The organism is Streptomyces sp. TSRI0281, assembly GCF_001905125.1.
In the GTDB taxonomy this organism is placed as follows: Bacteria; Actinomycetota; Actinomycetes; order Streptomycetales; family Streptomycetaceae; genus Streptomyces.
The window spans coordinates 17,899-39,174 of the sequence record NZ_LWLE01000012.1 but is presented as its reverse complement, the minus strand read 5'-3'; the positions used below and the strand labels follow the sequence as shown (position 1 = coordinate 39,174).

General features: G+C 71.7%; 17 protein-coding genes and 2 pseudogenes. 9 read left to right on the top strand and 10 right to left on the bottom strand.

Translation table 11 applies throughout. The features are described from left to right. Positions 1 to 12 precede the first annotated feature (12 nt). Both A6A29_RS17995 and A6A29_RS17990 read left to right on the top strand, forming a co-directional pair. Entirely contained in the window at positions 13 to 522 is a 510-nt protein-coding gene (locus A6A29_RS17995; protein ID WP_073721111.1) for a DUF1990 family protein, read from the top strand. A gap of 22 nt (positions 523 to 544) precedes the next feature. Then, complete coding sequence (locus A6A29_RS17990) at positions 545 to 1,981, top strand: lipase maturation factor family protein (protein ID WP_073721110.1); 1,437 nt, start codon at positions 545 to 547, stop codon at positions 1,979 to 1,981. Here the strand turns inward: A6A29_RS17990 and A6A29_RS17985 are convergent. Then, a complete protein-coding gene (locus A6A29_RS17985; RefSeq protein WP_241838536.1) occupies positions 1,959 to 4,280 on the bottom strand; it encodes an alpha-L-fucosidase in 2,322 nt (773 codons plus the stop codon). The genes A6A29_RS17990 and A6A29_RS17985 overlap by 23 nt on opposite strands. Positions 4,281 to 4,598: 318 nt before the next feature. Continuing rightward, positions 4,599 to 4,754: pseudogene (locus A6A29_RS44070) on the bottom strand (ammonium transporter); the annotation flags it as partial. 13 nt (positions 4,755 to 4,767) lie between these two features. Here A6A29_RS44070 and A6A29_RS43105 point away from each other — a divergent pair. After that, positions 4,768 to 5,151 carry a fluoride efflux transporter FluC gene (locus tag A6A29_RS43105; protein WP_079182835.1) on the top strand — a complete coding sequence of 128 codons (384 nt, stop codon included), beginning with the start codon at positions 4,768 to 4,770 and terminating at the stop codon, positions 5,149 to 5,151. A gap of 86 nt (positions 5,152 to 5,237) precedes the next feature. Here the strand turns inward: A6A29_RS43105 and A6A29_RS45835 are convergent, their stop codons facing one another. Both A6A29_RS45835 and A6A29_RS17970 read right to left on the bottom strand, forming a co-directional pair. Beyond that, on the bottom strand, positions 5,238 to 5,411 hold the full coding sequence (locus A6A29_RS45835; protein WP_198953102.1) for a hypothetical protein: 174 nt from the start codon (positions 5,409 to 5,411) through the stop codon (positions 5,238 to 5,240). Positions 5,412 to 5,753: 342 nt separating this feature from the next. Beyond that, positions 5,754 to 7,238 carry an SDR family NAD(P)-dependent oxidoreductase gene (locus A6A29_RS17970; protein ID WP_073721108.1) on the bottom strand — a complete coding sequence of 495 codons (1,485 nt, stop codon included), beginning with the start codon at positions 7,236 to 7,238 and terminating at the stop codon, positions 5,754 to 5,756. Positions 7,239 to 7,461: 223 nt separating this feature from the next. Between A6A29_RS17970 and A6A29_RS17965 the strand changes: the two genes are divergently transcribed. The 3 genes from A6A29_RS17965 (at position 7,462) to A6A29_RS17955 (ending at position 10,431) form a co-directional block, all read left to right on the top strand. After that, positions 7,462 to 8,313 (top strand): RNA polymerase sigma factor SigF, encoded by an 852-nt coding sequence (locus A6A29_RS17965; RefSeq protein WP_073721107.1) that lies wholly within the window; start codon positions 7,462 to 7,464, stop codon positions 8,311 to 8,313. 230 nt (positions 8,314 to 8,543) lie between these two features. Beyond that, positions 8,544 to 9,800 carry a SpoIIE family protein phosphatase gene (locus A6A29_RS17960; RefSeq protein WP_073721733.1) on the top strand — a complete coding sequence of 419 codons (1,257 nt, stop codon included), beginning with the start codon at positions 8,544 to 8,546 and terminating at the stop codon, positions 9,798 to 9,800. Positions 9,801 to 9,975: 175 nt separating this feature from the next. Beyond that, positions 9,976 to 10,431, top strand: coding sequence for an ATP-binding protein (locus tag A6A29_RS17955; RefSeq protein ID WP_073721106.1), 456 nt, complete (start codon positions 9,976 to 9,978; stop codon positions 10,429 to 10,431). Positions 10,432 to 10,450: 19 nt separating this feature from the next. Here A6A29_RS17955 and A6A29_RS17950 read toward each other — a convergent pair whose 3' ends face one another. Then, positions 10,451 to 11,143 carry a (2Fe-2S)-binding protein gene (locus tag A6A29_RS17950; RefSeq protein WP_073721105.1) on the bottom strand — a complete coding sequence of 231 codons (693 nt, stop codon included), beginning with the start codon at positions 11,141 to 11,143 and terminating at the stop codon, positions 10,451 to 10,453. Positions 11,144 to 11,374: 231 nt separating this feature from the next. Between A6A29_RS17950 and A6A29_RS17945 the strand changes: the two genes are divergently transcribed. Beyond that, positions 11,375 to 12,652, top strand: coding sequence for a DMT family transporter (locus A6A29_RS17945; RefSeq protein WP_073721731.1), 1,278 nt, complete (start codon positions 11,375 to 11,377; stop codon positions 12,650 to 12,652). A gap of 63 nt (positions 12,653 to 12,715) precedes the next feature. On the opposite strand, the gene A6A29_RS17940 is transcribed toward A6A29_RS17945, so the two are convergent. The 4 genes and pseudogenes from A6A29_RS17940 to A6A29_RS17925 all read right to left on the bottom strand — a co-directional run bounded on the left by A6A29_RS17940 (position 12,716) and on the right by A6A29_RS17925 (position 17,647). Next, entirely contained in the window at positions 12,716 to 14,083 is a 1,368-nt protein-coding gene (locus A6A29_RS17940) for a peptidoglycan DD-metalloendopeptidase family protein (RefSeq protein ID WP_073721104.1), read from the bottom strand. A gap of 335 nt (positions 14,084 to 14,418) precedes the next feature. After that, a pseudogene (locus A6A29_RS46645) lies at positions 14,419 to 14,505 on the bottom strand (TetR/AcrR family transcriptional regulator); the annotation flags it as partial. Positions 14,506 to 14,678: 173 nt separating this feature from the next. Further along, positions 14,679 to 15,827 (bottom strand): S1 family peptidase, encoded by a 1,149-nt coding sequence (locus A6A29_RS17930; protein ID WP_198953101.1) that lies wholly within the window; start codon positions 15,825 to 15,827, stop codon positions 14,679 to 14,681. A gap of 305 nt (positions 15,828 to 16,132) precedes the next feature. Next, positions 16,133 to 17,647: a carboxylesterase/lipase family protein gene (locus A6A29_RS17925; protein WP_073721729.1), complete on the bottom strand. Its 1,515-nt coding sequence runs from the start codon at positions 17,645 to 17,647 to the stop codon at positions 16,133 to 16,135. Positions 17,648 to 17,978: 331 nt separating this feature from the next. Here A6A29_RS17925 and A6A29_RS17920 point away from each other — a divergent pair, with 331 nt between their 5' ends. Beyond that, positions 17,979 to 18,626: an HD domain-containing protein gene (locus A6A29_RS17920; RefSeq protein ID WP_073721727.1), complete on the top strand. Its 648-nt coding sequence runs from the start codon at positions 17,979 to 17,981 to the stop codon at positions 18,624 to 18,626. After that, the gene (locus A6A29_RS17915; protein WP_338012881.1) at positions 18,623 to 19,786 is read left to right on the top strand and encodes a GlxA family transcriptional regulator; all 1,164 of its coding nucleotides are present in this window, start codon (positions 18,623 to 18,625) and stop codon (positions 19,784 to 19,786) included. Before A6A29_RS17920 ends, A6A29_RS17915 begins: the two co-directional genes overlap by 4 nt. On the opposite strand, the gene A6A29_RS17910 is transcribed toward A6A29_RS17915, so the two are convergent. Then, a complete protein-coding gene (locus A6A29_RS17910) occupies positions 19,746 to 21,221 on the bottom strand; it encodes a UDP-N-acetylmuramoyl-L-alanyl-D-glutamate--2,6-diaminopimelate ligase (RefSeq protein WP_073721101.1) in 1,476 nt (491 codons plus the stop codon). The genes A6A29_RS17915 and A6A29_RS17910 overlap by 41 nt on opposite strands. Between the last annotated feature and the right edge of the window lie 55 nt (positions 21,222 to 21,276).

Genomic DNA, 21,276 nt, shown 5'->3' with positions numbered 1-21,276 from the left:
GAGGGAGTGGATGTGGACACCTTCACGTACCCGGAGGTCGGGGCCACCCGGCTCGGCCCGCTCCCCGACGGCTACCACCATCTGCACCACCGCACCCGGGTGGGCCGGGGCCGGTCCGACTTCGCGACGGCGGGCGCCGCGGTCACCGAGTGGCGCGTGCACCGCGCCGCCGGAGCCCGTGTGAACGCCTCGGCCGCACGGGCGGAGGACGGCGGTGGCGTACGGGTGTCGCTGGGGCTCGGCCCGGTCCGCTTCACCGCCCCGTGCGAGGTGGTCTGGACGGCGTACGAGAGGGACCGCACCGGTTTCGGCTACGGGACGCTGGAGCGGCATCCGGAGTGCGGTGAGGAGTGCTTCGTGGTGGACCTGGCGGACGACGGGACGGTCTGGTTCACGGTCATGGCGTTCTCCCGCCCGGCGAGCTGGTACGCCCGGCTCGCCGGACCGCTCGTGCCGCCGGTGCAGCGGTGGTACGCGCGCCGGCTGGGCCGCTCCCTGCGCCGGATTGTCGCCGCCGGCTGAACCATGGCCGATACTGGGGGTGATGGAGTGGTTCACCGCAGACAGCTACTGGCTCAGCAGGCTGATCTTCCAGCGGGCTCTCGCCGGGGTTTATCTGGTCGCCTTCCTCACCGCCGCGCTCCAGTTCCGCGCGCTGATCGGCGAGCGCGGCATGCTGCCCGTACCGGAGCTGCTGCGGCACACCCACTGGCGGGCGGCTCCCGGGCTCTTCCGGCTCCACTACTCCGACCGGTTCTTCGCCGCCGTCGCGTGGACCGGCTGCGCGGTCTCGGTGGCTCTGATCGCCGGAGTGGACGGATACCTTCCGCTGTGGGGCGGCATGCTGCTCTGGGCGCTGCCGTGGGTGCTGTACCTGTCGATCGTCCAGGTCGGCCAGGTCTGGTACGGCTTCGGGTGGGAGTCGCTGCTGCTGGAGACCGGCTTCCTCGCCGTCTTCCTCGGCACCGGGGACACGGCGCCGCCGGTACTGGTGCTGTGGCTGCTGCGCTGGCTGCTGTTCCGGGTGGAGTTCGGCGCGGGGCTCATCAAGATCCGGGGCGACGCCTGCTGGCGGCGGCTGACCTGTCTGGACTTCCACCACGAGACCCAGCCGATGCCGGGGCCGCTGAGCTGGTTCTTCCACCGTCTGCCGCGACCCGTGCACCGGGCCGAGGCGGCCGCCAACCATCTCACCCAGCTCCTGATCCCGTTCCTCCTGTTCACCCCGCAGCCGGTGGCGAGCGCCGCCGCGGGCCTGATGGTCATCACTCAGCTGTGGCTGGTCCTGTCCGGGAACTTCGCCTGGCTGAACTGGCTGACGATCGCTCTCGCACTCTCCGCGATCGACTGGTCCCTGATCGCCGGGCCGCCGCCCGCACAGTCGGCTCCACCGCTCTGGTACGAGGTGGCCGTTCTCGCCGTCACCACGCTGATCCTGGTCCTCAGCTACCGCCCGGCACGCAATCTGCTCTCCCGCCGCCAGGTGATGAACCGGTCCTTCGACCCTCTGCATCTGGTCAATACGTACGGGGCGTTCGGCAGTATCAGCAGGCTGCGGCTCGAAGTCGTCGTGGAGGGGACGCGGGACCCGGTCGCCCACGACGGCACCCACTGGCAGGAGTACGGCTTCCACGGAAAGCCGGGTGATCCGCACCGGGCGGCGCGCCAGTTCGCCCCGTACCATCTGCGGCTCGACTGGATGATGTGGTTCGCCGCCCTCTCCCCCGCCTACGCCCGCTCGTGGTTCGGGCCGTTCGCCGAGCGCCTTCTGACCAACGACCGGGACACGCTCCGGCTGCTGCGGCACAATCCGTTCCCCGGCGAACCTCCCGCGCACGTCCGCGCCAGGGTGTACCGCTACCGGTACACCGACTGGCGCGAACTGCGGACCACCGGACGCTGGTGGCACCGCACCTACGTACGGGAGTTCATGCGGCCGATGGCCCGCCCGGTGCCGCTCAGGCCGACCAGGCGACCTTGAACACCCAGGCGTGCTCCCCCGTCCCGCGGGCCGCCGCGGGCACGTCGATCACCAGTGAGCCGCCCGTGGTACGCCAGTTGAGCGGCCGGTCGTGGCCCAGGAGCGTCACCCGGTCCCCGGCGCGGATGGGCACCGGTGCCGCGACGGTGAGCTTCGCGCCCGGCCTGACCAGGGAGTGGATGTAGAACGCCCGGTCCGGCCGGACGGTGAAGCGCAGCTCCTCGCCGAGCTGCGGCATCCGTGACCAGTACGTACTGCCGTACACGGCCTCGCCGTTGGTCTTCAGCCACGCTCCCGTCTCCCGCAGCCGACGCTGCATGATCTCGGGGATGGTGCCGTCCGCCCTCGGTCCGATGTCGAGCAGGAAGTTGCCGTTCTTGGAGACGATGTCGACGAGCGAGTGCACGACGTCCTGCGTCGTCATGTACTTGTCGTCGGGCGTCTGGGAGTTGTAGCCGTAGGAGTACGGATCGAGGCCCCGGCTCGACTCCCATTTCGCGGTGACGATCTGGTCGTACGTCGTGTACTCGGGCGTCGTGAAGTCGTGCGGGCCGATGCCGGACCGGTTGTTGACGGTGACCTCGATGGGCCGCGCCCGGTTCTTCGCATGGTTGAAGTACTCCGCGAGCACCCGGTGGCTGTCGTTGTCGCCGCCGATGTCGCACCAGAGGATCTCGGGGTCGTATCCGTGGACCAGCTCCAGCATCTGCGGGCCCTGGAGCCCGGTGATGTAGTCCTTGCCCGCCGTGTGGCCGGTGTAGGGGACGGGCTCCAGGGTGTACGGGTTGCGCGGGGCGTGCCCCATCCACGGGTGGTCGGGGTTGAACCATTCGGGCATCGAGAAGTACAGCCCCCGGTGGAGTTCGGGGGTGTAGCGGCGCGAGGCGTCGAAGAGTTCCTTGATCAGGTCGCGTCGGGGGCCCATCTTCACGGAGTTGCGGTCGGAGAGCTTGGTGTCCCAGAGCGCGAAGCCCTCGTGGTGCTTGGAGGTGAGCACGTGGTACTGCGCGCCCGCGTCCCGGAACAGCTCCACCCAGGCGCGCGGGTCGAACCGCTCGGCCCGGAACCGCGGGATGAAGTCGTCGTAGGCGAAGTCCTCGCCGTAGGTGTCGCGGTGATGGGCGTACGTGGGGTTGCCCGGGTCCTGCATCTGGTTCCAGTACCACTCGGCGTACTGCTGCCCGACCGGTGCCCAGGCGGGCACGGAGTAGATGCCCCAGTGGATGAAGATGCCGAACTTCGCCTCCTGGAACCAGTACGGCGCCTCATGGGAGCCGAGCGAGGCGTCGGTGGGCAGATAGTCGGGCACGCCGAGGGTCAGGGAGCGGCGGACGGTCGCCGCCTGCGCGCCCCTGCCCCGTGCGACGACGCTGCCTTCCCGGACCGTGCCCGGTGCCGTGCCCGGCCGGTTGCGGACGCCGATCCGGACGCGGGCCCGGTCGCCGGGGGCGAGCCGGGTGATCCGGGCGGGGTCGACGGTCCGGGCTCCGGGGACGTCCACCGAGAGGGTGAGCGCATCGGCGGCGAGGACGGTGACGGTGCCCGCGTTGACCACCGTGGCCTCGACGCTCTGGGCGCCGTTCGCCAGGGACGAGGTGGTGGAACGGGCGTCGCGCAGGGTGAGCGCCCGCCCGGTGGCGGCAGGCTGGAGGGACAGCGCGAAGACGTGCAGCGAGGACTGGTTCGCCTCGGCGGGCCGGGTGGTCGGGAGGGTGAGCGCGACGGCCTCCCTGGCCGGGTCGAGGGCGATCTCGGTGACGGCGAGGGCGACCTGATGCGGGTCCTTGGAGCCGTCGGGGCCGTAGCGGTAGGGGGCGGTCAGGGCGCCGCTGCCGGAGTACCAGTCGGGGCCGCCGAGGGCCGGGGCGGACGTGGTGCCGTCGGCGTAGTGGACGGTGGCCGTGCCGGAGGTGGCGCCGTAGCTGCACGCGGTGAGCAGGAGGCCGGAGAGATAGCGGCCTCGGGGCAGGTCGATGCGCTGCCCGAGGGCGACGATGTTGTTCTTGGCACCCGCGGTCGCGGCGGGGAAGAGGAAGGGGGTGCCGTCGATCTCCCGCTCCCCGGACGGGAGTTCCTCGCCGGCGAAGGTGTAGCCGGAGCCGTCGAAGTCGCCGCCCGGGGCATCGGCGGTGTCGATGCCGTCGTTGTCGAACCAGGGGTCGAGGGGGACGGGGAGCGCCGCCGGGACGGTGCCCCAGTCGCCGGTGCCCCCGGGGAGGTGGGCGGCCTGATCGGGCGGGGCCGCTTCGGCGGTGGCGGGGGTGAGCAGAGCGGCGCCGACTGCCACTCCTGCCGTCATTCCGAGTACGTGTCGTCTGCGAGGCTCGGTCATGAGGTCCGATGATTGAGCCCTGACGCGACCCTGTCAATGGACTCTTCCAGACAGAGGGAAACTCCTCTCGCGCATCCATCGGATGACTGCTCCGTAATCGGCGCTCCGCACTGCTCGTGGATCGGTGCTCCGGCGTGTCCGGGCCGGGGGCGTACGACCGGTCCGGAACCGCGCCCGGAGCCCCCGCTACTTGGCGTTCTCGCGGGCCTTCAGCAACCGGCTGATCTCCTTGACGAGTGCGGAGTCGTCGGTGACTCCTTGCCGGAGACCAGCGCGCCCAGGTGCTCGGCGGTTCAGCGTGATGGCGAACGCGCAGACGGCGCCGACGACCAGACCCGTGACGACGGCTCCGAGGGTGTTGATCTCTCCGCAGGCCGGGGTGATGGCGCCCATGCCCGCGACCGCGGAGGAGACGACGCCCATGGTGGTGACGCGGCCGGTGCACGGTCCCCGAATGTCTCTCAAGTCCCTTTTACTCGAACACCGTCACTCCGGTCACTCCCCCGGGAGATGTGCGGCAGTTGTTCGAGGAAGGCTCGCCGGGCTACGCGATCGGCTGCCTGGTCCTCACCTTGGTCGCGGCCCTCGCGGGCGTGACCTGCTCCTCGGATTCTCCGCCGAGGCCGCGTCCGACGGCGATCTGGGGTCCCGGGTCCACCTGCTGGTCGCCACCGGGTTCCGCGGTGCGCTGTCGACCTGGTCGACCTTCTCGTACGAGCTGCTGACCCCGGCCTCCACGCGTCGCGTCGCCACGGCCGGCGCCTATCTGTTCGTCAGCGTCGGGGCGGGTGTCGGGCTGTCCTTCGCCGGGGCCGCCCCGGCCCGCGCGGCCTGGTGACACGACCGCGCCGCGGGAGACACGAAGCCCCGCTCCCCGCGGCTGCGGGGAGCGGGGCTTCGCCCATGCCGTACGGGCTACGCGTGTCAGTCGATGCCGGGCAGGATGTGCGGCTCCGCGAGGTCGTCCTCGTAGCCGGCCAGCCGGATCGGTGCGGACCTGGCCCAGACTTCGATGTTCCGGAGCTTCTCGGGCCGCGCGGCCCGCTCTCCGTGTCGTTCGGCAGGCCGCTTCTCGTGCTTCGTCAGTTCTGGTGTCACCGCGCACTCCTCTGTGTCGCGTAACCCCGGACAGTCGCGGCGCGACCTCTCGGCCGACCGCCCTCGGGGGCAGGGGCAGGAACAGTTCGGTCGCGGTGGCGCCGGCGTTGGGCGGGACGGCGGCCTGGTTGCAGACCTGTCCCAGGACGGTCGAGGAAGGTTCGTGGATCCCTCGGTGCCGCCCGTTCACTTCAGAGTAACCAAATGAGCGCCATCGCGCTCGACGGAACGTGTGGCCTGGGTCACTTTCCGCCATCGGCGGGCCGCGGAGCCCCCACGCCCGGCCCGCCGGTCACCCGGTGAACCCGCCCGTGGGAGGGGACACCGGGACGACGGGCGGGATCACCAGCCTGCGGGCGCGTAGTCCTTGAGGAAGCAGCCGTACAGCTCGTCGCCCTCTTCACCGCGCACGATCGGGTCGTAGACCCGGGCGGCGCCGTCGACCAGGTCGAGAGGAGCGTGGAAGCCCTCCTCGGCGAGGCGCATCTTGTCGGGGTGCGGACGCTCGTCCGTGATCCATCCGGTGTCGACGGCGGTCATCAGGATGCCGTCCTTCTCGAACATCTCCTGGGCGCTGGTGCGGGTCAGCATGTTCAGGGCGGCCTTGGCCATGTTGGTGTGCGGGTGCCCCGCGCCCTTGTAGCCGCGGCCGAAGACGCCCTCCATCGCGGAGACGTTCACCACGTACGCGCGCTTCGCGGCCGTCGCCGCCATCGCCGGGCGGAGCCGGCTGATCAGGATGAACGGCGCGGTCGAGTTGCAGAGCTGGACTTCCAGGAGCTCGATCGGCTCGACCTCCTCGACCGTCTGGATCCAGCTGTTGGTGTCGTGCAGGTCCGGTACGAGGCCGCCCGCGTCGATCGCGGTGCCGGCGGCGATGCGTTCCAGCGACGCCGAGCCCGTGACCAGGGCCAGCCCGGTGACGTCCTGCGCGGTCAGCCCCTCCTTGCGGGCGGCGGGCAGCGCCGCTACCCGGTCCACGGTGCCGCTGCCGAAGGTGCCGATGACCTGGGCGGCGGGCAGCGCGCCCGCGGGCAGCGGCGCCGACTCCGCGCTGACCAGCTCGCTGTACGCCTGCGGGGACCGGCGCACGGTCTGCGCGGCGTTGTTGATCAGAATGTCCAGGGGCCCCTCGGCCGCGACCGAGTCCGCGAGGGCCACGACCTGGGCGGGGTCCCGGAGGTCGATGCCGACGATCTTCAGCCGGTGGATCCACTCGTCGCTGTCCGGCATCGCCTTGAAGCGGCGGATCGCGTCGTTGGGGAAGCGCGTGGTGATGGTCGTGTGCGCGCCGTCGCGCAGCAGCCTCAGCGCGATGTACATGCCGATCTTCGCCCGGCCGCCGGTGAGCAGCGCGCGGCGCCCCGTGAGGTCGGTCCTGGCGTCGCGCCGGTCCCGGTTCTCCTTGGCGCACCGCTGGCAGAGCTGGTGGTAGAACGCGTCGACCTCGACGTACCGGGTCTTGCAGATATAGCAGGACCGGGGCCGCTGGAGCACCCCGGCGATCTCGGCGGCGGCCGAGGACGACGGCAGGACGCCCTGCGTCTCGTCGTCGATGCGCTCGGCGGAGCCGGTAGCGGTGGCTTCGGTGACGGCCTTGTCGTGCGCGGTCTTCGCGGCCCGGCGCTCCTGGCGGCGGCGCTGCTTCACCGTGCGGTAGATACCGGCGGTGGCCCGGCGTACGGCGATGGCGTCCGGGTGGTCGACCTCGATGGTGTCGAGTTCATCGAGCACGCTCAGGCAGACGGCCAGGCGCTCCGGGTCGATTCCGGCACCGAACTCATCGATTCCGGGAGCGAGCTCCGGACTGTCCTCTGTCACCGTCATTGCCGTTCCTCTGCCATTTGTCCCTGCGGGCCACATGTCACCGCAGGCCGAAACACCCCGGTCAAGTCTGCCATGCGCCGGACGCTGCTCCATTCGTGGCTTTCCGGCTTGATTCGGCCGGTGTGTCCGGGCCGGATCGAGAAGAAACGCGTTCAGGTGGCATGGCCCCCGGATTGCTGGGCAGGCGCGGATCGACACATCCGACGGCAGGGAGGGCGACACCATGGCGGCCATGTCCGTGCGAACCACCGGAGCCGACCCGGGCACACTGCCCTGGATCGAGGAGACCGGAAAGGTCGCGCCACAGGACGCCCGCGCGTTGTCGAAGGTCTTCTTCGACCGGCTCCAGGTCCTTGAGGAGGGCACGCACGAGTACCAGTACGCGCGCAACACCCTCATCGAGATGAACCTGTCGCTGGTCCGTTTCGCCGCCTCCCGGTTCCGCAATCGCGGCGGTGACGACACCGAGGACATCATCCAGGTCGGCACCATCGGGCTGATCAAGGCGATCGACCGCTTCGATCTCTCGCGCGAGGTCGAGTTCGCCACCTTCGCCGTGCCGTACATCGTCGGCGAGATCAAGCGCTTCTTCCGCGACACGACCTGGTCCGTGCATGTCCCCCGGCGGCTCCAGGAGCTGCGGGTGGACCTCGCGAAGGCGAAGGAGCAGCTGTCGGCGGAGCTGGACCGCGAGCCCACGGTCAAGGAGCTCGCCGCGCGTCTGGACCTTCCCGAGGAAGAGATCATCGAGGGTCTGGTGGCGGCCAACGGCTACTCGGCCGGCTCTCTCGACACACCGTCGGCCGACAGCGACTCCGGTCAGGAGCAGCGGGCGTACGCGGATCTGCTGGGCGAGCGCGACCCCGCCATGGAGACCGTCGAGAATCTGCACACCCTGGCACCGCTCCTGGAGCAGCTGGACGCGCGTGAGCGCAGAATCGTCCAGATGCGGTTCGGGGACGAGATGACGCAGTCGCAGATCGGTGCGGAGCTGGGGGTCTCCCAGATGCATGTGTCGCGGCTGCTGTCGCGGATCGTGCAGCGTCTGCGCAAGGGCATGTCCGTGGAGGCCTGACCCCGGCTCACCACCGCCGTTCCGTTCGCCGCTCCTCGCCACCGCCCGCCGTCCGCCCCGCCCCTTCGTCCGCCGCTGTCCGGCTCGCCCTTCCCGCCCGCCCGACGCCGGAGCGCACCGGGTCGCATATGCTGCCCTGCGGTACAGCGCCGGGCGACCCGCGCCGTCGTGCGAGGGGGTGGAGGGTGGCCGAGCTCCCTGCGGATGCCGTGGTGCATCCCTCCGGCTCGGTGGCGCTTCCCGGGCAGTCCGGGGCGCGGCGGGCGGACGGCGGCTCCGTCTGGGACGTCGACGCCGCGATCCTGCTGATCGAGGACGGCTCCGGGGACGCGGTCCTGATCGCGGAGATGCTGGCCGACAGCGAACTGGATTCCGGCCTCACCTGGTGCAGGACCCTGGCCGAGGCGAGGCGGTTCCTGAGCACCTGCCGGACACCCAGCTGTGTGCTGCTCGATCTCCACCTTCCGGATGTGCACGGCCAGGACGCCGTCACCCAGCTCCTCGACTCCTCGCCGGACGCCGCGATCGTCGTGCTGACCGGCAGGGCCGAGGCCGACGCCGGTCTCTCCGCGGTGGCGGCCGGTGCACAGGACTATCTGGTCAAGGCCCGGCTCGACCCGGAGTCGCTGGGCCGCGCCGTCCGCTACGCCCTCCAGCGCAAGCAGGTGGAACGGGCGGCGGCCGCGTTGCGCGCCAACCGGCTGACGGCGCAGGAGAACGCCCGCCTGGAGCGCGGTCTGCTGCCCGTGCCCCTCCTCCTGGACGACGGTTTCCAGGCGGTGGCACGGTACGAACCGGGCCGGGCCCACGGCCTGTTGAGCGGTGACTTCTACGACGTGGTGCAGACCGCCGACGGCACCGTGCACGCGGTGATCGGGGATGTGTCGGGGCACGGGGCGGCCGAGGCCGCGCTCGGTGTGTGCCTGCGGGTCGCGTGGCGCACGGCGGTCCTGTGCGGCACGGACCAGCGGGAACAGATGGGGCTGCTGGAACAGATGCTGGTCGCCGAGCGGGCCGATCCACGGGTCTTCGCCACCGTGAACTCCCTCGTCTTCTCCCCCGACCGCCGTCAGGTCCAGGTACTGCGGGCCGGGCACCCCGGGCTGCTGCTGCGCGACGGTCCGGACGTGCGCTGGATCGAACCCGCGCACGGGATGGCGCTGGGCCTGCTGCCGGGCACCTGCCGCTGGACCACCACCGTGGTGCCGCTGCCCGTGGACAGCCACGTCGTGATGTTCACCGACGGGCTCTTCGAAGGGCACACGGGACCGGATACGCGGCTCGGCGAGGAAGGTCTGCTGGCGATGGCCCAGGAGTCCGGCACGCTGCCCGCCCGCGGGTTCGTGGACACCCTCGTCGCCCGCGCGGATCGGGCCGCGTCCCCGTACGGCGGTCTCGCCGACGATGTGGCGGTGCTGCACCTGGGCTGGCTCGGGGACGGCGCCGAGGGCGGATCGCCCGCCGGAAGCACGTCGGTGGCCAGGTGAGGGAACGGAGCGGGACGGACCCCGTAGGATTTCGCCGTCACGGTCCGAGGCTGCCGGAATCCGGTCGGAGTGATCCGAGGCTGCCGGAATCCGGTCGGAGTGAGATGTCCGGACGCGGGTAGACGACCGGCGAGAAAATGTATTCGACCATCCCGCAGCGTCCTGGCTGGAGCTCATGAACGAACAGGTCACCTCGCGACCGGCCGGCCGCTCCGAAGAGCCACGGCCCACCGAGGTTCTGCACAGCGCCGAGGTGTTCGGCGGCGAGCCGGGCTGCATCGCGCAGGCCCGCGCCCTGGCCGACCGGTTTCTGGCGCGGCTCGCCGCCGAGTGGCTGGCGGTGCTGGGAGAACACACCCGCAACGACCTGATGCTGGCGGTCAGCGAACTGGTCACCAACGCCGACCGGTACAGCCACGGCCCGTACCTGCTGGAGCTGGAGGGCACCGCCGAGCGCATCAGCGTCACGGTGTACGACAGCAGCACGGCGCTGCCGGTGATCTACGAGCCCGACCCGACCCGGCCGGGCGGCCACGGCATGGAGATCGTCTTCGCCGTGTGCGACCGGCTGACCGCCGAGCGGGTGCCGGTCGGCAAACGCATCCGCGCGGAGTTCGAGCTGAGCAGCTGAACGCCGTGGCCCGCCGGTTTCAGCGCGGGGCGGGCGGCGCGTCGAAGACGCAGTCGCCGCACAGACCGCCGTCCGGGCAGCGGTAGTACAGGCAGCAGCTGCGCCGCCGGAACGCCGGACCATGCGGAGCCCCGGTGGCCCGCAGGTCCGGATGGTCGAAGAGTTCGGCCGCCAGCGCGCGGGCCCGCTCCGCGACGTCCGGGCGGGAGTTGACGCGCGACCAGGTGACGAGTTCGCGCACGGCACCGGCGAGCGCGGAGCCCGCGTTGCCCCACAGCAGCCGCGAGGAGATGTTCCCGTCGCGGCGCATCGCGTCGGCGAGCGGCACGAGGTGCCCGTACTGGACGGCTTCGCGGAGCCGCTCGGCGGTACCCGGCAGCGCGGCGGGGTCCGGCAGCCGGAGGTCGTCGGGCGAGGTGCGTCCCGGGTCCCACAGCAGGGCGCCGGGCGCGATGTCCGGGAAGCGTCCGGACAGCGCGGCCGGCCCCAGCGCGACGGACCAGAGCCGCGCCGCGAGACCGAGGTGGGCGATGGAGGCGGCGACCCGGCGCTCGGGCGCCCGGAGCCGGGCGGCGACCGTGTCGATACGGGCCGTGAGCGGTGCCGTGTCCCCCGCGTACAGCCGGGCCAGCGGGCGGTGCGCGCCCTCGGGCACCGGGGCGGTGCTGAGCGCGAAGAATCCGCCCACCGACGCCGCTCGGGTCAGATCCATGCTCGGCTCCCCTCGGACCCCTCGCGGCCCGTCCGTCCGGTTCCGGCCACTCGACGTACCGGATCAGCGGCTCACCGTATCCGCAGGGGGTACAACTTCTGAGCCCTGGGGGCAGGAGGACTACCGTCAGGAGGAGGACGTAGGACTTACGTCCGTACTACTAGAGCAGTACGCCGAATCGCCGCCTCAAGGACGACGACGCGGCGGCCTTGACGGGACATCGTGGTGTACATGAGTTCCCTCGCGCTGTCTGTGCTGCTGTCACTGATCTCCGCGGTCGCCTATGCGGCCGGGGCGATCGTCCAGGAGCGCGTGGCCGCGGCCGGTGACGGCCGCTCGTACGCACCCCTGCGCAACGCCGCCTGGTGGGCGGCGGTGGCCCTGAACGGGGTCGGTGCGCTCCTGCATGTGGTGGCCCTGGCCTACGGACCGCTGAGCCTCGTCCAGCCGCTCGGCGCCCTCACGATCGTGTTCGCCCTGCCGATGGCGGCGCTCTTCGTACGCCGCAGGGCGGGCGCCACCGCCTGGCGCGGCGCGATCATGGCGACGGTCGGACTGGCCGGTCTGCTGGCCCTGACCGGGAACGCGGCGTCGCACACACTGGGCGGCCCGGAGCAGCTGATGCTGGCGACCGTGACGTTCGGTGCGGTGGTGGCGCTCTTCCTCCTCGCCCAGGGGCTGCACCGGCCGATGCTGCGCAGCGTGGTCCTGGCCACCGGCGCCGGGGTCGCGTTCGGTATGGCGTCGGTGTTCACCAAGACCGTGGCCATGGAGTGGACGTCCGGCTCGTTGCGCTCGGGTCTGCCGCCGCTGCTGGTGATCGCGGGTCTCGCGGCAGCCGGCCTGCTGCTGTCCCAGGCCGCGTACCGCGGTGCGGGGCTGACCGCTCCGCTGGCGACGGTGACCGTGGTGAACCCGGTGGTCGCCGCCGCGGTGGGCATCACGCTGTTCGGCGAGCACTTCCGCTACGGGTGGACGGGCACCGTGCTGGCGCTCTCCTGCGGTGCGCTGGCCGCGGGTGGCCTGATCCTGCTGACGACGGAACGTCTCGGCGCCGAGCGCGCGGGGGCCGCGGTGCGGGCAGGGGCGCACACGAGCCCCGAGGAGGCCAAGGAGGCCGGAAAGGCCACGGAGGGCGGGAAGAGCGCCGGGGGCGGCGAGAGGGCCCCCGAGGGCCCTGCCGGCGCCGACTCCGGTACGGCGTCCGTGCCGCCGGTGACGTTGCGAGGTGCCGCGCCGGGGAGCCGGTCGATGCTCCGCCTGCCCGAGCCGCCCCGGCCCCCTTCCACCGATTCCGCCGGAACCGGTGGGGCTCGGACCGCTGCCTCCGAGGCCGCCGGGGAGAAGGCCCCTTCGACGGGGCCGTTTCCGGCACCGCATTCCCTGCCCCTGTCCGTGACCGTGCCGCTGGGACGCGGCGCGCGGCGCGTGGTGTTCGGCGACGCCCGGCCCGCTGCGGGCCGGACACGCCGCGAGGATTTAGCCGCCGCTGTCGGCACGGAGACATAGCGCACCACGCGGACGCGGGCCGGGATCGGAACGCAGGGGCGCGCCACGCGGACGCGGACCGTCTCAGACGTTGACCCCGCCCGCCCTGAGGTAGGCCAGCGGGTCGACGTCCGACCCGTAACCGGGGCCCAGACGGATCTCGAAGTGCAGGTGCGGGCCCGTGCTGTTGCCCGTGGAGCCCGAGCGGGCGATCCGCTGCCCGCTGGAGACCTTCTGCCCCTCGCGCACATGGAGCGCGGAGAGATGCGCGTACTGGCTGTACTTGCCGTCGCTGTGCCGGATGACGACCTGATAGCCGTACGCCCCCGCCCAGCCGGCCGAGACGACCTTCCCCGAGGCCACGGACTTCACCGACGTGCCGGTGGGGACCGGGAAGTCGACGCCCGTGTGGTAGCCGCTGGACCATGAACCGGCCTGCCGGTACTGGGTTCCGGTACGGGCGGACACAGGGGCGCTGAGGCCGGAGTGCTTCTCCGTGCGCTCCGGGGCCCGGTGCTCCTTCTTCGGTTCCGGCTTCCTCTTCGGTTCGGCCTTGCTCTTCTGCTCGGGCCTGCTCTTCGGTGCGGGCTCGGCGGCCTGCCTGACGGGGGCCTTGGCCACCGGCGCGGCCGCCTGCTTCGGCTTGTCCTTGGGCGCGGCCGACTGCTCGGGCTTCGCCTGCTCGGCCTTCTCCGCCTGCTTCTTCGGCTTCGGGACGGGCTTCGCCCGCTCCGTAGGCGAGCCGCCGTCCGCTGTCGGCTTCGCCCCGGACTTCGGTGCACGGGCCACGTCGAGGCTCAGCCGCTGCCCGGGGAAGATGAGGTCCGGATCGCCGCCGACCACCGTGCGGTTCGCCGCGTAGAGCCGCTGCCAGCCACCCTGGAGCCGTTCGCCGGCGGCGATCCCGGAGAGCGAGTCACCGCTCGCCACGGTGTACGACTCGTGCTTGCCGGGCGCCGTCGTCGGCGAGGTGGACACCTTGCCGGTCTGCGGCGCTCTCGCCGGGGTGGCCTTCTTCGGGGCCTGGGCCGGCCTGCTGCCCCCGGCCTGCGGGGAGATGTCGGGGGCGTCGCCGCCGCGCGTGAGGCCCGCGCTCACCGAACACGTGGGCCAGGCGCCGGGCCCCTGCCCGTCCAACACCTTCTCGGCGACGGCGATCTGCTGTTCCTTGGTCGCCAGATCTGCGCGCTGCGCGAAGGCGGTGCCGCCGTACGCCGCCCAGGTGGAACCGGTGAACTGGAGGCCGCCGTAGTAGCCGTTATTGGTGTTGATGTGCCAGTTGCCGGTCGACTCGCAAGCGGCGACCTTCTCCCAGACATCGGCGGAAGCGGCCCCGGCGGAGGCTGCGGTGATGAGCGGGAGCGCAAGGCCCGCACCGCTCGCCGTCACCGTGAGCGAGGCTCGGTTGATCCGACTGGGCTGATACCGGCGGTGCCGTCCGTTTGCGGCCATGACTTGGCTCCCCCACTGACAGGTAGGACACGTCGCAAGCGGCCAACTTAGGCCCACCTGAAGGACGGTGACAAGGGACCGAATTGTCTCGGCCTCCTCCGGCGCATCCATGGCCGGTTTCCGCCCTCCGCCGGGAGATCGGGAACCGGCCAACAGCCCTGCGCGGAAAGGCCGTACGGCGGTCGGGGCGGGCCCGCGCGCCACGGCCCGCGTACCCGGCCCATGACGGTGCCCCGCTTCGCCCGCGTCGCGGCGGTACGGCGTGGATACCCCCGAGGTTCGCCCGGTCGACGCGCGATCAGCGGCCCGTGCGAAAAGCACCGGGCGGCCCGGTCGCTGAAACCGTGAAGCGTGCTGCGCAGCAGCCGTACCGCGTCGGTCAGTTCGGGCTCGCCCAGCCGGTAGGCGCGCATCATCGCGTAGATGGTCCCACGGAGGTGAGCTCCGCCCCTCCGGGATCTCCGGGCGCACGGAGCGGACGGAACAGCAGGGAGCCGTACGCGGCGGAGCCCTGTCCGGCAGACCTCCGCACCGCGCCCGGCCTCCGGAGGGACGGGAACCCGCGTCGCCCGACGGCGACGCGGGCCCCGGTGCATCAGGCGGTGTGCAGCGTGAGTCCGTAGCGATTGAGGATCTCGTTGATCGGCTGGTGCCAGGTCTCACCACCGCCGCTGCAGTTGCCCCAGCCGCCCGAGGTGACGCCCTGCGCCTGGTCCCCGCTGATGAAGGAACCGCCGGAGTCCCCGGGTTCGGCGCAGACGCTGGTCTTGGTCATCTGGTAGACGGCGCCCTGGCTGTAGTTGACGGTCTCGTTCTTGGCCAGCACGTTGCCGCAGTGCCAGTGCGTGGTGGAGCCCGATCGGCAGATCGAGGCACCGACCGGGGCCTCGGCCGAGCCGCGGACCAGCTGGTCGGAGACGGTGCCCCAGCCGAGGACCACGGGAACGGTCCACCAGCCGTTGCCCACGCTCACCCAGGCGTAGTCGTCGCCCGGGAAGGACGACCCCTGGAAGTTGCCGATCGCCGAGCCGTCCCAGCCGCTGACGCCCGCGCCCGCCTGACCGCAGTGTCCGGCCGTGACGAAGCCGCCGTGCACCGAGAAGCCTATGGAGCACCGGACGTTGCCCGTGTAGTACGGGTCGCCGCCGACCGTTCCCGCGGCGAAGGTCCGCGGGGCCCCGGCCGTCTGCTTCACCGTGACGGGGCCGGCCTTGCGGGCCTGTGCGACGAAAGCGCGGACATCGTTGTCATCATGTGCGGACGCGACGACGTTCACGACGACGCTGCTCGCCTCGGAGTCGACGTGCCAGCTGCTGACGCCGCGCGGTGCGGACAGGGCGTCGATGCGCTGCTTGGTGGCGTCGAGCCGCTGCGCCGTGTGCTCGACCAGCCGCGTCGCAGCACCGGTCGCCCGTACGGCACGGACCTTCCCACTGTCGGTGACGGCGACGGTCAGCTTGCCGCTGTCCGCGTCGAACCAGGAACCGCCGTACGAGGATCCGGCCGCACGCCGCGCCGTCGGCTCCAGCGCCGTCGCCGTCTTCTCGTCGGCCAGCCTGGCCCGTGCCTGACTTTCCGTCAGCCCGAGGTCCTGCCGCATCGCCGAGAGCAGGCCGGCGGAGGCGGGTGCGGTGCCGGTGGAGGGGGAATCCGCCGCGGAGGCCGAGGGCAGACCGACGGCAGCCCAGGCACCGAGGAGGAGGAGCGCGGACAGACCGGTCCGCACAACTGTTGTGTGTCGCAAGGGAATGACCCTTCCTGTTGTCCAGCATCGTGGGGTTGAACAGGAGGCGTCCGGGAGCGCATCCGGAACAGCCGATTGGGAGCGCTCTCAGATGTACCGCAACGGACTGTAGCCCAGAACGATAGGCAGGTCCATGCCAATGAGAGGGGCGCCCGGAATCGTACGGGGGCGCACTCGGAGCGAAGGTCGAGCAGGCCAGAAACTCGCCCGGCCGGTGCGGCCCGCACCCGTCCCCGTCTCTGTTCCTGCCCGCCCCTGCCCCTGCCCCCGCCCCTGCCTCTGTTCCTGCCCCGCCCCCGTCCCTGTCAGGGAGCCAGCAACGGGAAGCCGGACGTGCGCCACAGGTCGCGGAAGTCCCCGCCCGCCGTGGCGCCCTCGTCCTCCCGGCCCGTGTGCCAGAGCCGCACCGGCCGGGAAGAGGTGTCGGCCCGTGGCCAGCCGGGGTCGCCGTGCGTGGCGAATCCGGCCCAGGCGCTCATCATGCGGCGCGACAGTTCATGGTCGTCCTCCCCCGGCGGGCCGCCGATCAGGAAGTGGACGCTCTCCTCGTGCAGACTGCCGAAGGCGAACGGGATGTCCGCGCAGTGCCAGGCGCGCACCCGTTGCCCCCGGCCTCCGCGTTGCCGGGCGAAGCGCGACAGGAACACGGTGCCGCCCGCGTCCGCGTGGGAGTCGGCGAGCCTGCTGCTGTACTCGGCGAAGAGCAGGTCCCCGTAGAGGGCCAGATAAAGGTCGAGTACGGATGCCTCCGGCATACGGAGCCGACAGCCGTCGACGAGCGCGGCGGAGAGCCCGAAGTCCTGCGCGAAGGCAGACAGTTGTTCCTCGGTGGTGATCTTCGCACTGCTGCCCACGGCATCCAGGAGCCAGTACTCCTCGGTGGTGTGGCAGACCAGCAGGTCCACCTCACGGGTGAGTCCGGCCGCCGCGGCGGTGAGCGGGTCGGCGGGAAGGGTGTGCCCGTCGGCGACCGGCCCGTAGATCGCCGGATCGTAGTGGCGCTGCCCGGACGCGGGGTCGCGCCGGTACCGGTCGACGACCTGGTCACCGGCGGCGACGAGGGCCTGCGGCGACGCGGAGAGCAGTCCCGCGCGGGTGGCGGGCACACCCGCCGCGGCAGCGACTTCGGCGGTGGTGCGCGCGGCTTCCGCCACGGACGCGCAGGCGTTGACGGCACTGTGGAGGATGGCGCGGCGGAACAGCCCGCGTGCCCGGTCCATCGCCGTCAAGCAGGCGACCGAGGTGGCTCCCGAGGACTGGCCCGCCACCGTGACGTTGCCGGGCGCGCCGCCGAAAGCGGCGATGTTCTCGCGTATCCACTCCAGGGCCGCGATCTGGTCGAGGAGCCCGCGGTTGTCGGGGCAGGGCGTCTCGCCCTCACCGGCCGGTACGTGTCCGAAACCCTCGAACCCCAGACGGTAGTTGAGGGTCACGACGACGAGGCCCCTACCGGCGAGCGCCGTGCCGTCGAAGTCCGGCTGCGCGGAGGAGCCGAAGACGTAGGCACCGCCGTGGATCCAGACCAGGACCGGCAGCCCGTCACCTTCGGTGCCGGGCGTCCAGATGTTGAGGCTGAGCACGTCCTCGTCCCCGGGCGACCAGGTCGGCGAGCCCGGCAGTTCGGCGGACTGGGGGGCCACCGGGCCGAACACCACGCAGTCCCGGACCCCGTCCCAGGGCCGCGCCGGGCGGGGTTCCCGGAACCGGTCGACGCCGAACGGCGGGGCGGCGTACGGGATGCCGAGCACGGCGAGGACCGCGTGGTCACGCACGGCCGCCCGTCCCCGTACCCGTCCGGACTTCGTCGTGTACACGTGCACCGTCACCCTCCGCTCCGTGACCGGGGCCGAGTCTCCGGGCACGGGTTCAGCATGTCAGCGGGCCGGCCGGGCGGGCCAACACCAAGATCACCACGATTGACCCGCCCCTGATGTGATCGGAGGGCGTCACCACTGTCTCCAGGGATGTCCGGATCTGTGGGATGTATGGCCCAGTGGCCATGGCGCCGCACCCGCGGTCCGCCGATGCTGGAGTGGACCGGTCGCGGCGCTGCGACCGGACCGCCCCGGAGAGATCTCCGGCCGGGTCGCCTCCCTCGACGGACCGAGCGGCCGACGACCCGGCCCACGACACGGAAAGCCGGTGAGCACCATGACGATCGACGCGCCCCTCGCAGCCGGTGTCCACGTACCCGACACCAAGCTCGCGCGCGAAGCGACCGAGCTGGTACGTGACACCACGAGCGAACTCATCTACCACCACTCGCGCCGCGTCTTCTGGTTCGGCGCCCTCCAGGGCCGTAACCGCGACCTCGGTTTCGATCCCGAGCTGCTCTACATCGGTGCGATGTTCCACGACCTCGGGCTCGGCGAGCGGTTCCGCTCCAGCGGCAGGCGCTTCGAGGTGGACAGCGCGGACGAGGCGCGCCGATTCCTCCAGGCGCATCACGTACCCGAGGACAGCATCCGGCGGGTGTGGACGGCCATCGCCCTGCATACGACACCGGGGATTCCGTCCCACATGGAACCCGAGGTGGCCCTGGTGACTGCCGGTGTGGAGTACGACGTCCTGGGCATCGGCTACGGGGACATCTCCGAGGCCGACCGGGCGGAGATCGTCGCCCTCCATCCGCGTCCGCACTTCAAACGGGACATTCTCGCCGCGTTCACGGACGGGATCAGGCCCAAGCCGGAGACGACGTTCGGCAATGTGAAGGCCGATGTGCTGGAGCACTTCGTTCCCGGCTTCGAACGCGGTGACTTCGTGCGCACGATCCTCGACTCCCCCTGGCCCGAGTGACCGCCGCCGTCACCGGTCCGGCGCATCCGGTGGCCGTGGTGGCGTTCGACGGGGTGCAGCTCCTGGACGTCACCGGGCCCGCGGAGGTGTTCACGACGGCCCGTGCGTTCGGAGCCGGGTACGAGGTCAGGATCGTCTCCGTCACCGGTGCGGACGCCGTGACGTCAGCCGGGGTCCGGATCGGGGTGGACGGGACCTTGGACGGGCTGCCCGGGCGGCCCGGGACCCTGCTGGTGCCGGGCCGGCGGGAATGGCGCCGGGCGGTGGCCGACCGCGAACTCGTCGGCGGGGTACGGGAGCTGGCCGGCCGGTCCGGCCGGGTCGCCTCGGTCTGCGCGGGCGCGTTCCTGCTCGCCGAGGCCGGGGTGCTCGACGGCCGCCGCGCGGCCACGCACTGGCGGCTGGCCGGGGAGCTGGCAGGGGCCTACCCCGGGGTGACGGTCGAGACCGACCCGCTGTTCGTACGCGACGGCAACGTCATCACCTCCGCGGGGGTCACCGCGGGCATGGACCTGGCGCTCGCCCTGGTCGAGGAGGACCATGGGGCCGCCCTGGCCCGCGAGGTCGCGCGTGAACTGGTCGTGTTCATGGCCCGTCCGGGTGGCCAGTCCCAGTTCAGCGCGCGGCTGCGGCCCCGGGAGGCACGGCATCCCGTGGTCCGTTGGGCCATGGACGCCATCGGCGCCGATCCGGGCGCGCCGCACAGCATGAGCGTGCTGGCCCGCCGGGCCGGGGTCTCCGCCCGGCACCTGAGCCGGCTCTTCCGCACGGACACGGGCATGACGCCCGGCCAGTACGTCGAGTCCGTACGGCTGGAGGCGGCCCGGAATCTGCTCGCCGCGGGCACCGACCCGGTCGAGACGGTGGCCGAGCAGGCGGGGTTCGGGTCGGCGGAGACCATGCGGCGGACGTTCCAGCACACACTGGGCGTCTCGCCGACCGCGTACCGCGCCCGGTTCCGTACGACGGCGACGCGGACGGTTACGGCAACGCGGACGACCACGACCACGGCGGCGCAGCCGACTACAGCTACAGCTACAGCTACAGCTACAGCTACAGCTACAGCTACAGCTACAGCTACAGCTACAGCTACAGAAAAGGCTGCGGCTACGTCAGAAGCTACGCCCCCATCAGCTCACGCACCGTCGCCATGTCGCTGAAGGGCACCAGTTCGTCGCCGACGATCTGGTACGGCTCGCTGCCCTTGCCCGCGATGAGCACGATGTCGTCCGGGCCCGCCTCGGCCAGGGCGAAGGCGATGGCCCGGCGCCGGTCGACGAAACGCTCGAACGGGGTGCCGGTCGCCGTCAGGCCCGGGGTGATCTGGTCCAGGATGGCCTGCGGGTCCTCGTACCGCGGGTTGTCCGAGGTGAGGACGCACAGGTCGGAGTGGGTACCGGCGATGGTCCCCATGTCGGCCCGCTTCGTGGTGTCGCGGTCCCCGCCGCAGCCGAAGACCGTGATGACCCGGCCACGGGCGAAACCCCGGATCGTGGTCAGGACCTTGTTCAGGGAGTCCGGCGAGTGGGCGTAGTCCACGATCACCGAGGTGCCCTGCGGGGTGTGGAGGCGTTCGAACCGGCCCGGGATCTGCGGCATCCTTTCGAGCGCATCGACCAGCCCGGCCAGGTCGTGCCCCAGGAGGTGACAGGCCGCCACGGTCGCCAGCGCGTTGGACACCGAGAAGCGTCCCGGCGAGGGGATCGCCGCCGGGTACTTGCGGCCGTCGTGGTGCAGGGTGAAGCGGGTGCCCGCGGCGTCGACGAGGAGGTCCGTGGCCCGGTAGTCCGCCTTGGCGTCCAGGGCGTACGTGGTCACCGCGCCCGGCATCATCGCCTCGATCCCGGCGCCCACGGCGTCGTCGGCGTTGATCACCGCGCGCCGGCAGAGGCCCTGGAAGAGGCGGAGTTTGGCGTCCCGGTAGTTCTCCATCGTCCCGTGGTCGTCGAGGTGGTCCTGCGTCAGGTTCGTGAAGACGCCGACGTCGATGAACGTACGGTCCACCCGGTGGTTCAGCAGGCCCATCGAGGTGGCCTCCAGGACGACCGTGCCGGTCCCCCGGTCCCGCATGCGTCCGAGCAGATACTGCAGGTCCGGCGATTCGGGTGTGGTCAGCACCGACGGCGGCATCGGGATCAGCTCGTCCCCGATCCGGCTCCCGGCCGTGCCGATGACGCCCACCTGCGCGCCCTCCGCGATCCGGAGCACCGACTCGACCATGTACGACACGGACGTCTTCCCGTTGGTGCCGGTGATCGCCACCAGGTCCATCCCGCGTCCCGGTTCCCCGAAGTACCGTGCGGCGATGACCGCGGCGGCCTTCCGGGCGTCCGGTACGCGTACGGCGCACACGCTCTCCGCGGCCGCCGGGAGCGGCGGTGCCTGCTCGTCGACCAGGACGGCCACCGCACCGCGGGCGACCGCCGGTGCCACGGATTCCGGGCCACCGGCGAGGTGTCCCGGCACCGCGACGAACAGCGAGCCCGGAGTGACCCGGTCCGCGTCGAACGTGGTCCCGGCGGTGATGTCCGTCTTCTCCGGCGCGCCCTGGAGCACGTGGTGTTCCTGCCCGGCCAGTAGTTCGCTCAGCTTCACGTTGATCCCTTCGAAGTCGGCTCGGGCCCGGTCGTGCGGCCGTCGCCGGGCAGCA